The sequence below is a fragment of the Pseudomonas sp. BN607 genome, from assembly GCF_029871175.1.
In the GTDB taxonomy this organism is placed as follows: Bacteria; Pseudomonadota; Gammaproteobacteria; order Pseudomonadales; family Pseudomonadaceae; genus Aquipseudomonas.
In genome coordinates, this window is record NZ_SSOE01000060.1 from 240,226 (window position 1) to 251,511 (window position 11,286).

Below are 11,286 nucleotides of genomic sequence, written 5' to 3' on the forward strand. Positions count from 1 at the left end.
GATGGCGTCGATTTCGCGTTCCGATGTTAGCCAGCTTGATGTTCGCCCCGCCGATGAGGCCGAGGCCGCTCAGCTGGCGTTAAGCCCGCGCCTGTACAGCGCCGACCTGGCCCCAACCCGCGCGGCCAATCGAACCTGGGGCCGCTACAGCCTGTTCGCGCTGTGGACCAACGATGTTCACAACATGGCCAACTACTCCTTCGCCATCGGCCTGTTCGCCCTGGGCATGAGCGGTGCGCAGATCCTTGCCGCCTTTGCCCTCGGTGCGCTGGTGATCTATGGCTTGATGAACCTTTCTGGCTACATGGGCCAGAAAACCGGCCTGCCCTACCCGGTCATGTGCCGGATCAGCTTCGGCATCCATGGTGCACAGATCCCGGCACTGATCCGCGCGGTGATCGCCATCGCCTGGTTCGGCATCCAGACCTACCTCGCCTCGGTCGTATTGCGTGTCCTGCTCACCGCCATCGCGCCAGACCTCGCGGCGTACGATCAGAACTCGATCCTCGGCCTGTCGACACTGGGCTGGGTCACATTCCTCGGCATCTGGTGCGTGCAAGTGGCGATCTTCGCCTACGGCATGGAAATGGTCCGCCGCTTCGAATCCTTCGCCGGGCCTATCATCCTGGTCGCCTTCGCCGGTTTGGCAGGCTGGATGTACTGGCGCAGCGGCCTGTCGATTTCCTGGTCCAGCGGCAACGCCCCGAGTGGCGCTGCCATGTGGCTGAAGGTGTTCGGTGCAGCTGCGCTGTGGGTTTCGCTGTACGGCACCATGATCCTCAACTTCTGCGACTTCACCCGCAACTGCCCGGACCGCCGCACCATCAGCGTGGGCAACTTCTGGGGCCTGCCGGTGAACATGCTCGGGTTCGCGCTGATTGCCGTGGCACTGGCCGGCGCGCAGTTCAGCATCGACGGCAGGCTGGTACAGGGCCCGACCGAGATCGTCGCGGCCATTCCCAGCACCGCCGGGCTGGTGCTGGCGTGCCTGGCGTTCCTGATCGTCACCGTGGCGGTGAATATCATGGCCAACTTCGTTGCTCCGGCCTACGTGCTCACCAACCTGGCCCCGAACCTGCTCAACTTCCGCCGCGCCGGCCTGCTCAGTGCGTCCATTGCGGTACTGATCCTGCCTTGGCACCTGTACAACAGCCCGTCGGTGATCGTGTACTTCCTCGGCGGCCTGGGTGCCCTGCTCGGCCCGCTGTACGGCATCATCGTCACCGACTACTACCTGGTACGCCGCAGCCGGGTGAACCTGCCGCAGCTGTATAGCGAAAGCAAGCAGGCCACCTACCATTACAACGGTGGGGTCAACTTGCGCGCCGTAGCGGCATTCATCCCGGCGGCGCTGATCGCCATCGTGCTGGCGCTGGTACCGGCGTTCGAAACGCTGTCACAGTTCTCCTGGTTCTTCGGCGCCGGCCTGGGCGGCCTGATCCATTACGCCCTGGCCAACCGCAACGCCGGCTACCTCGAGGTCAGTGGCGAAAGCATTGCGGTGGAAAGCGCGCACCACTGAGGGGGCATCATGCGCCAGCCGCGTCTCTGCTGGCGCGGTGGCTGCCACCGGCTGTGCGTGGCCGCGCATAGGCGGCCTCGGGCCAAGCCGTGTTCATTTCCCGATAGCGTTGGGCTTGTGCGAGACAAGCCCTTCGCGCAGGCGGCCAAGCACACGTTGGCTGTTGTCCCCGCAGGGCATGTCGGCGGGCTTGTTTTCAATGCCGTCGATCACCATCAGCAACTGCGCCTTGTTGCGCGCCAGGCGTACCTGCAACGCCTCGATTTCCTCGACCTTGCGCTTCAGCCCGGACAGCAGCTGTTCATGGCGCCAACCGTTAGCGCTCATCGGCAGCAGGTGCCGGATCTCGTCCAGGGAAAACCCTGCAGCCTGGGCGCTGGTGATCATCTCCAGGGTCCACAGCGCATCCTCTGAATAGTCGCGGTAGCCGTTGGCCTTGCGTTCGACCGATTGAATCAGCCCGCTGGCCTCATAGAAACGGATTCGCGATGGGGCAAGCCCCGTGATTTTAGCTAGCTGTCCAATCCTCATACCGCACCTTCAGGAAGCATCGACCTTGAACCCACTTTAACGCCGCAGGCGCGAACAACCTATCGATTACTCGCGCCCGACGTTCAGGCGATGCTGCAACCTGGGCTGCGATGTCTACGGCTGCGGTGCTGGCTGCCCACGGCCGGACGGGGCCGACTGCAGGTAATCTTCGACCCACTTCACCCAGCAATCGGCACCGATCTTCACCAACGCATCGTTGAAGTCGTAGTGTGGATTATGCACCGAGCACCCATGGAACTCGCCCGTACCGTTGCCCAGCATGAAGTAACAGCCAGGCCGCGCCTGCAGCATGTAGGCGAAGTCCTCGGTGCCCATCACCTTCTTCGGCATCTTGTCCAGCAGCGCACCGTCGGCAAATAACGGCCGCAGGCTCTCACGCAGCCATGCGCTTTCGTGTTCGCTGTTGCACAACGCGGGTGCCAGCTGGGTGAATTCCACATCAATCTGCACGCCAAAGCTTTCGGCGTGGCCTTTGGCCAGGGCTTCGATACGGCTGTTGATTTTCTGCTGGGTCTCAGCCGTATCGGTGCGGACGCTCAGCAGCATGCAGGCTTCGTCGGGGATGATGTTGTAGACGGTACCGGCCTGGATCATGCCGATGCTGATGACCGCATACTCCTCGACGCTGAGGTTGCGCGACTTGATGGTCTGAATGCCACCGATCAGGCTGTTCAACGCCATCACCGGGTCGACCGAGAGCTCCGGCATCGCACCGTGGCCGCCCTTGCCGGTGATGCGCACGCTGACCCGTTCCGAAGACGCCATGGTGGGCCCGGCCTGCACCACGCAGGTACCCACTGGCATGCCGGGCATGTTGTGCAGCGCATACACCGAATCACACGGGAAGCGCTGGAAAAGGTCGTCGTCGATCATCGCCTTGGCCCCGGCCAGGCCCTCTTCGTCCGGCTGGAAGATCAGGTTCAAGGTGCCGTTGAAGTTACGCGTGGCCGCCAGCCGTGCGGCAGCGGCCAGCAAAATAGCGGTGTGCCCGTCATGACCACAGGCATGCATGCGGCCGGGGATCTTGCTGGCATGCGCGAAGGGGTTCTTTTCACTCATGGGCAGGGCGTCCATGTCGGCACGCAAGCCGATGCTGCGCGGGCTGTCGCCCACTTTAAGCACCCCGACTACACCGTGCCCGCCCACATTGCGATGCACTTCATAGCCCAAGGCCTGCAGCTTCTCGGCGACCAGGGCCGCGGTGTCCGGGGTTTCACCGCCCAACTCGGGCGCTGCGTGGATCTGCCGGCGCAGCATGACGAACTCGTCCAGCTCGGCGATCGGCTGCCGAGGTTGATTGCTCTGCACAATACCCATGTCATTCGCATCCTTTGTTTTCAGGGAAGTAGTTGAGGCAAGCCAGGCTGACAACGCCGCCAGCCACCAGGAACCAGGCCGGGGCCAAGGGAGTGCCCAGCGCCGCGATCAGCCAGGTTGCCACCAGCGGCGAGAAACCGCCGAACAGGGTCACCCCCAGGCTGTAGCTGACCGACGTGCCGAACGAGCGCCGGGCTTTCGGGAAACCCTCCATGATCAGTGCGAAGAACGCACCGGCACCGATGCAGGTCGGCAGGATCAGCAGCGCCACGCACATCATCGCCAGCGCCATGTGCTGCACATGGCCGAGCAGGTAGAACACCGGCAGGGTCAGCACCACCGGGGTGGCAACCGTCCACACCAGCAGGCGTTTGCGCAGCTGGTACTTGTCGGCGAACTTGCCCGCCAGCGGGCAGATGAGCGCCATGCAGCCGCTGCTGATACAGGCAATCGCCATCGCGCTGCCTGGCGGATAGTGCAAGGCTGTGGTCAGGTAGGTGGGCATGTAGAACACGAACAGGTACATGCCGATGGTTGAACTGGCCATAAGGCCGATGCCCTGGGCGATGCGCTTGATCAGTTCGGCGTCCAGCCCCTGTTGTGCCTGGTGTGCCGACGCCGCTTCATGGGTTTCCGGCAGGCGCGTGCGAATGTACCAGCCGACCGGGCCGATCAGCAGGCCGAAGATGAACGGGATCCGCCACCCCCAGCTGTCCAGGGCAGCGGGGTCGAGCAGTTGGCTGAGGGCCAGGCCAAAGCCGGCCCCCACCAAAGCGGCGTAGCCTTGGCTGGCGGCCTGCCAGCTGACGCTCTGGCAGCGTTTGCCGACCGTACTGGACTCCATCAGGAACACCGACGCGGTACCGATTTCCCCCCCGGCAGACATGCCCTGGATAAGCCGCCCGGCCACCAGCAACAGCGTGGCGAAAATGCCGATCTGCGAATACGTGGGGGCAAACGCGATCAATGCGGTACCCAGGGTCATCAGCCCGATGGTCAGGCTCAATGCCGCCTTGCGCCCATGCCGGTCGGCGTAGCGGCCAATGACCATCGCGCCGACCGGGCGCATCAGGAACCCGACACCGAAGGTTGCCAGCGACATCAGCAACGACGCCATCGGCGAGTCGGAGGGGAAGAAATGCTTGCCGATCAGCACAGCGAAAAAGCTGTAGATCGTGAAGTCATACATTTCCAGCGCGTTGCCCAACGAGCAGGCGATCAGGGTCTTGCGGGAGGAAGAGGCTTGCGCGGTCGAATGCGTGCCCGTCTGCAGGATCGGCGGTGCAGGTAGCGGTCTGGTCATTGTTATCTCCGTTGGCAAATCGCGGCATGCAGCGAATATCGGCCAATCAGGCCTTCAACACACTTGCAGTTTCGGCATATGGCTAACCAGTGGTTAATTGACCGATGCGGCCGCTGGCCAATTTGCCCTGAACTGGCGCACGGTTCGCCATGCCTCTGCGGCCTGCCCCGTAATCGCTCACAGATCCACAGCCACAAGGCGCCTTGCGGCAAGCGCGCAGCCTGTCTGGAACAGTCATGGTTGCCAGTCCGATTGCCGCGCAGGCCCCCAATTAACCAAACGGCATGGTCGGGCCAAATAGGCAATCACGCTGCAACGTGGAGTTCACCGACGCTACGGCCACCACATCACCGTGCTGGCCTGGAGTCGTGAATGATTACTCGCACTACGTCGTTGCTGTTGATGATCCAAGGGGCTTGTCTTGCCGCGCAGGCGCAGGCCGAGGGCTTTCCCACCCTAAACCGGATTGCCTCGGGGTTCGGCTATTACGGCGTGGACTACGGGTTCGATGACAAACTGAAGGTCTACGGTACCCTGGATGCCTTTGCCAGCTACCACAATTCGCAGCACCACTCGGGTTTCAAACTGGCCGGCGGCGGCGCCTGGACCAACAAACTCGGCCTCTATGCACGCAAGGCGCTGAACCCCGATACAGCACTGGAACTGGATGTCGAAGAGGGCTTCAACCTCAACGGCGAGGCCCTGGACGGCACCTGGGACAACATAGGCACCCTGCGCCTGGCGACAGTCGCCCTGCGCTCCCGGACCCTGGGCAAGCTGGAGTTCGGCAAGACCTACGGCATGAGCACGCCAACCTACGCTGACCCGTTCCTGGCAACCTACGGCTCGCCCTACACCTACCTGGCCATACCCGCCGCCGGCAAAGGGGCCTATTACCTCGACCTGCGCCCCAAGCACACCCTGGCCTACAGCAGCCCGAATCTCAATGGGTTCAGCCTGGGAACTGCCTTAACCTTCGGCTTCGACGACGTGGCAAGCCAGGGGCGCACCGTACGCGGCGGTGGTGCAAAGCTGCAGTACCGCAACAGCCGGGTGATGCTGCTGGCCTCGTACAACCTGTACTACAGCGACCCGTGGGACGACAACGGCAGGTCACGCCAGACCGCCAACCACTTCAAGAGCCTGTCGGCGTTCTACGACTTCGGCCCGCTGGCTACCAGCCTGACCTGGCAACGCCAGGACGTGGACCAGGCTGGCACGCCCAGCACCACGCTGTACACCTTCGGTGTAATGGCCCCGGTCGGTGAGCTGGACGTGCTACGCCTGGCGCTGATGCAACGCCAGGTCACGGCCGAGGACAAGGACGCATTCGGGGTAATGATCGGCTATGACCACTTCATTACCCCGCGCTGGGCCGTGTATGGCCGGCTGGGCATGATCGCCAACCAGCGGGCATCGTCGGTCACCTACGCCGGCACCCCGTTGGACCAGGTGGGCGACAACCCAACCAACCTCGCGCTAGGCATGTACTACCACTTCTGAGGCGACCGCGCGGGTTTGCCTCAGCACCTGCCCGCGCAAGCTGTGGAACAGCTCCTGGGCAGGTGCCGTGAGGCTGTGGCGGTCTATGCAGACCAGGTTGATCGGATAGTCCGGAATCAACTCCTGCACCGCCATGGCCACGTACTGCGAATCGAGGCCGAAGGTGAACCCCTGGTCTACTGCCAGCTCACTGATGGTCATCAACGACTCGGTATTCTTCAACAGCTTGAGCGCCATCATGATCGACGTGCACTCAACGGTGTTCTGCGGGACCCGCAGGCCGTTGGCTTCGAACAGCTGGTGAAATTGCGAAGCCTGGTCGGACAGCTCGTCCAGGCTGATCCAGTGCCCGTACTGCAAGGTCCGCAGCGATTTGGCGAACTTGTGCTGGTTCGATGCATGGCAGATCACCCGGCCCTTGATACTGCCCAGGGCTTCCCAATCCAGGCTCAGCCGGCTCAGCGGTTGCTGCGAGGTAATGGCAAAGTCCAGGCTGCCGTCGCGCAGGCGCTGCAGGATCTGGCTGGGCCGCAGGTCGGTGATGGTCAACTTCACGCGCGGGTACTTGCGCCGAAAGGCCAGGATGCTTTCATCGACACCGTCCAGCATCGCCGTCAGCGCGGTGACGCCGATCGTAACCGCCCCCAAGGCCGCATCCTGGATGCTTGCGGCTTCGATCTGCAGGCGGCGTATGCTCTCCACCACCAGGTTGGCATGGCGGATCACCCGCTTGCCCTCCTCGGTAAGGGCCATGCCCTTGTGCGAGCGCTGCAACAAGCTAAAGCCTACTTCCCGTTCCAGCTCCTTGATCGAGCGGCTCAGCGCCGGCTGGGTAATGTGCATGAGCTTGGAAGCTTCGAGGATACTGCCTGCGTTATGGATGGCGACCAGCGCCCGGAGTTGGTGAAGTTTCAACCGTCTGTACCTTATTCTTAGCGGGGGCGGTTCGAAATGGGCTTCGGTGGCCCGACACGGCCTGGGTGCAAGGGCCGGGGACGTGGAGCTAGCGCAATGCTGCCAGCAGGCTCGCCGCATCACTGACTTCGAACTTGCCAGGTGCTTCAAGCGCAACGTAAGTGACCACCTGATCGTCGACCACCATCGCATAGCGCAGCGAACGGCGGCCCATACCGCGCGCAGAAAGGTCCTGGAGCAGCCCCAACGCGTCGCTGAAATCGCCATTGCCGTCGCCAATCATGCCCACTGCATCGGCTACCTGCAGGCTGTTGCCCCAGGCGTTCATGACAAAGGCGTCGTTCACCGAGACACAGAGGATTTCGTCAATGCCAGCTGCCGACAACGCTTGCGCCGCAGCGACATAACCGGGGACGTGGCGTTCGGAGCAAGTAGGCGTGAACGCTCCCGGCAAACCGAAAATCAGTACTTTTTTCTGTTTGCACCGCTCGCGGATGGAAAAGGCCCTGGGCCCGATCGCGCAGGCCCCCGCGTCGTTGTTGTACTGGTAAAGGGTGACGTCGGGCAGCTGATCGCCAACTTTGATCATCGCGGTATCCTGGGTAAGTTGATGGCCGAGCGTCACATGATGCCGCAGGTCACCAAGGCAGGTACACAACGCTCTCGCCAGAACCGCTGCACCAGCCTGCAATTCACAGCAGCAGAATCGCCTGGTCATGGTCGATGGCGGGAACAGGCACCTGACCACGGGTAACCGCCAGCCATGCGCGCATGCGCTCGGTATCGAAAATCTGCCCTTCCTCCATCATCACCAGGATGAGCGATTGGGACATTCGGTAACACCCGCATCGGGCACAACGCCGCTCTTCCCATCCAAGGGTGCACTCAACGGATTCCGCCTGCCCTGCACAGATCAGACAACTCATGTAAGCCCCCTTTTATTGTTCTTCCATGGGAGGTGGGTACGAACGCATGAGCCCGTAATGGCTCTCGTTTGACATGAGATATTCATGCCAACTCAAAATTCCCTCCCTTTTATCAGGAAATAATTCGCGAAGGCTTCATGAGGAAAACTAAATGTTTTCTGAATCATCTTCAATTTCATTCATGCACTGACCCTGCCTAGAATAGGCCTCGATCACGGACAACAGACGACCGAGCCTTCAGCCTTGCGCATGCCGCCGCGCAGCAATGAAGCATCTCGGCGCAGGTATCAGGACACCGAACACATGAACGAAGCACCGACATTCATCGTCACGCGCACCCCTTTCGATGAGCACTACCACCCCGGCGAAAACACCCGCATCACCACCAATTTCGCCAACCTGGCGCGGGGTTCGAATCGCCAGGAAAACCTGCGCAACACCCTGAAGATGATCGACAACCGTTTCAACGCCCTGGCGCACTGGGACAATGCCGACAATGATCGCTACAGCGTTGAGCTGGACATCATTTCGGTCGCACTGCATATGGGTGCCGAGCATCACGGTAGCGCCCTGCCGCTGATCGAGATCTTGAAGACCCATATTGTCGACCACAAGACCGACACCCGCCTCGAGGGTATGGTCGGTAACAACTTCTCCTCGTACGTCCGCGACTACGACTTCAGCGTCCTGTTGCTGGAACACAACAAGGGTCGGCCAACTTTCAGCACACCTGAGAACTTTGGCGAGCTGCATGGCAACCTGTTCAAGTGCTTCATCAACTCGCCAACCTACAAGCAGCACTTCAACAAACCACCGGTCATCTGCCTGAGCGTGTCCAGCAGCAGGACCTACCACCGCACCGAAAACCAGCACCCGGTCCTGGGCGCTGAATACCTGCAGGACGCCTACTCGCTGACGGACGACTACTTCAACAAGATGGGCCTGAAGGTGCGCTATTTCATGCCGCCGAACAGTGTGGCGCCATTGGCCTTTTACTTTGCCGGTGACCTGCTGGCCGACTACAGCAACCTTGAGCTGATCAGCACCATCAGCACCATGGATACCTTTCAGAAAATCTATCGCCCCGAGATCTACAACGCCAACTCGGCAGCCGGAAAGTCCTACCAGCCCAGCCTGAAACACCAGGACTATTCCCTCACGCGCATTGTTTACGATCGCGAGGAACGCAGCCGCCTGGCGATCGAACAGGGCAAGTTTGCCCAAGAGCAATTTGTCAAACCGTACCAGGCCACGCTCGAGCAATGGTCCGCTCGATACGCCCGCTGATCACTTCACGTACAAGGTTACCGTTGATGAACACCCTGCTTCCCACCTCCACTGCCGGCAGCTTGCCCAAACCTTCCTGGCTGGCCGAACCGGAAACACTCTGGTCACCCTGGAAGTTGCAGCATGCGCAATTGATCGAAGGCAAACAGGATGCCTTGCGCCTGGCCCTGCAAGAACAACAGCACGCCGGCATCGATATCGTCAGTGACGGCGAGCAGACACGTCAGCATTTCGTCACCACGTTTATCGAGCACCTTGCCGGGGTAGATTTCGCCAAGCGTGAAACAGTCCGAATTCGCGACCGCTACGATGCCAGCGTCCCGACGGTAGTCGGCGCTGTCGCCCGCGAAAAACCGGTGTTTGTCGAAGATGCGCGGTTCCTTCGGCAGCAAACCACCCAGCCGATAAAGTGGGCGCTGCCCGGCCCCATGACCATGATCGACACGTTGTATGACAGCCATTACAAAAGCCGGGAAAAGCTCGCTTGGGAATTCGCCAAGATTCTCAATCAGGAAGCGCTGGAACTGGAAGCGGCCGGCGTCGATATCATCCAGTTCGACGAACCCGCCTTCAATGTGTTCTTTGACGAAGTGAATGACTGGGGCGTGGCTACCCTAGAACGGGCCATTCAAGGCCTCAAGTGCGAAACGGCCGTGCACATCTGTTACGGCTACGGCATCAAGGCCAATACCGACTGGAAAAAGACCTTGGGCTCGGAGTGGCGGCAATACGAAGAGGCCTTCCCCAGGTTGCAGCGATCCAGCATCGACATCATTTCGCTGGAGTGCCACAACTCACAGGTGCCGATGGACCTGCTTGAACTGATTCGTGGCAAGAAAGTCATGGTCGGCGCCATTGACGTCGCCAGCCATGGCATCGAAACACCCGAGGAAGTTGCCCACACCCTGCGCAAGGCCCTGCAGTTTGTCGACGCCGACAAACTCTACCCGTGCACCAACTGCGGCATGGCGCCCCTGCCACGCCGGGTCGCCAGCGGCAAGCTCAAGGCGCTGAGTGCAGGGGCAGCCATCGTCCGCGCAGAGTTGGCGAACCGCCGCTGAAGGCAATGCAGCCACAAGACGTCGGCGGTGCAATTCATCACCCGTCATCAACCACGCTGCGAACCAGGCGACCGGTTCGCAGCGTATGAGCTTTCACGCTTGGGTTCACGCATTCAGCAAGGGATACCCGCCAGCGGCCATGCCGGTGCTTGGGTTTCTTGGGCTTGGGCGCGTTGACGTGCCCACTGGGTCAGGGCTGCCATCAGGGCAAAGCCCAGCAGGATCATGACCGGATAGGCCAGCAACAACTCGGTCAGCGAATACTTCCAGGCCAGCGGCCGGCCAACCCCCAGCATCGCTGCGTACAACCAGGAAACACCCGACAGGGCGCCGGAGAACAGGGCGAACAGGCGCACGCCGATATTCAAGTCGATCAAAGAACCGGCCTTGAGCAAGGCAGGCAAGACATAACGGTGCAACAACAGGCCATTGAACGTCAGCAACAGGACAATAATGACCTTGGCGTGAAGTTTGGGATTGGCAAAATAGTTCATGCCTTTCTCAAGGTAGTCAATACCAATCACGGCAGCGCCGGTCAGCCACAACCCTAACAAAGCATAGGTCACAGACTTCTGTAACCGCGCCATGTGCTGACCGTCATGGCCGGCCTGTTTGTGGCCTTTCAATAAGTCCCTGACCATCTCGGCATCACTGGTAAACACCAGGCCGATGGCAATGCAACAGGCCAACAGATGAACATAAATCACCGACAGCCGCACCAGTTCCATGGATTCTTTTTGCCCGAACAGGCTAATAATTGTATTAAACTCCACGTCGAATTCTCCACGTAATACATCAGCGCCCCATAGCCGTGCGACAGGCGTGCGAACCCCTTGATCGCAGCGGCAAACGCCAAATCATATCGTTAGTTTGAACAGCGGATTGTTTTACCTAGGCGTA

The 11,286-nt window shown here is 60.8% G+C and carries 11 protein-coding genes; 4 read left to right on the top strand and 7 right to left on the bottom strand.

The window, feature by feature from the left end:
- The first annotated feature begins 1 nt into the window (after position 1).
- Entirely contained in the window at positions 2-1,522 is a 1,521-nt protein-coding gene (locus E8E68_RS17835; protein WP_280343296.1) for an NCS1 family nucleobase:cation symporter-1, read from the top strand.
- A gap of 93 nt (positions 1,523-1,615) precedes the next feature.
- On the opposite strand, the gene E8E68_RS17840 is transcribed toward E8E68_RS17835, so the two are convergent.
- The 3 genes from E8E68_RS17840 to E8E68_RS17850 form a co-directional block, all read right to left on the bottom strand.
- The gene (locus tag E8E68_RS17840; protein ID WP_266029414.1) at positions 1,616-2,053 is read right to left on the bottom strand and encodes a MerR family transcriptional regulator; all 438 of its coding nucleotides are present in this window, start codon (positions 2,051-2,053) and stop codon (positions 1,616-1,618) included.
- Positions 2,054-2,167: 114 nt separating this feature from the next.
- The gene (locus tag E8E68_RS17845) at positions 2,168-3,391 is read right to left on the bottom strand and encodes a M20 aminoacylase family protein (RefSeq protein WP_280343299.1); all 1,224 of its coding nucleotides are present in this window, start codon (positions 3,389-3,391) and stop codon (positions 2,168-2,170) included.
- A gap of 1 nt (position 3,392) precedes the next feature.
- Positions 3,393-4,694 (bottom strand): MFS transporter, encoded by a 1,302-nt coding sequence (locus tag E8E68_RS17850; RefSeq protein ID WP_266029410.1) that lies wholly within the window; start codon positions 4,692-4,694, stop codon positions 3,393-3,395.
- A gap of 372 nt (positions 4,695-5,066) precedes the next feature.
- On the opposite strand from E8E68_RS17850, the gene E8E68_RS17855 reads away from it, so the two are divergent.
- Positions 5,067-6,197 carry a porin gene (locus E8E68_RS17855; RefSeq protein ID WP_280343304.1) on the top strand — a complete coding sequence of 377 codons (1,131 nt, stop codon included), beginning with the start codon at positions 5,067-5,069 and terminating at the stop codon, positions 6,195-6,197.
- Here E8E68_RS17855 and E8E68_RS17860 read toward each other — a convergent pair.
- From E8E68_RS17860 to E8E68_RS17870, 3 genes are all read right to left on the bottom strand, one after another.
- Positions 6,174-7,112, bottom strand: coding sequence for a LysR family transcriptional regulator (locus tag E8E68_RS17860; protein WP_266029406.1), 939 nt, complete (start codon positions 7,110-7,112; stop codon positions 6,174-6,176). The genes E8E68_RS17855 and E8E68_RS17860 overlap by 24 nt on opposite strands.
- Positions 7,113-7,200: 88 nt before the next feature.
- Entirely contained in the window at positions 7,201-7,701 is a 501-nt protein-coding gene (locus tag E8E68_RS17865) for a peroxiredoxin (RefSeq protein WP_266029403.1), read from the bottom strand.
- A gap of 103 nt (positions 7,702-7,804) precedes the next feature.
- Complete coding sequence (locus tag E8E68_RS17870; protein ID WP_177410701.1) at positions 7,805-7,945, bottom strand: hypothetical protein; 141 nt, start codon at positions 7,943-7,945, stop codon at positions 7,805-7,807.
- A gap of 396 nt (positions 7,946-8,341) precedes the next feature.
- On the opposite strand from E8E68_RS17870, the gene E8E68_RS17875 reads away from it, so the two are divergent.
- Complete coding sequence (locus E8E68_RS17875; protein ID WP_280343308.1) at positions 8,342-9,325, top strand: DUF1852 domain-containing protein; 984 nt, start codon at positions 8,342-8,344, stop codon at positions 9,323-9,325.
- Between the two features lie 26 nt (positions 9,326-9,351).
- A complete protein-coding gene (locus E8E68_RS17880) occupies positions 9,352-10,386 on the top strand; it encodes a methionine synthase (protein WP_266029399.1) in 1,035 nt (344 codons plus the stop codon).
- A gap of 113 nt (positions 10,387-10,499) precedes the next feature.
- Here the strand turns inward: E8E68_RS17880 and E8E68_RS17885 are convergent, their stop codons facing one another.
- Complete coding sequence (locus E8E68_RS17885) at positions 10,500-11,114, bottom strand: hypothetical protein (protein ID WP_280343392.1); 615 nt, start codon at positions 11,112-11,114, stop codon at positions 10,500-10,502.
- Positions 11,115-11,286 lie beyond the last annotated feature (172 nt).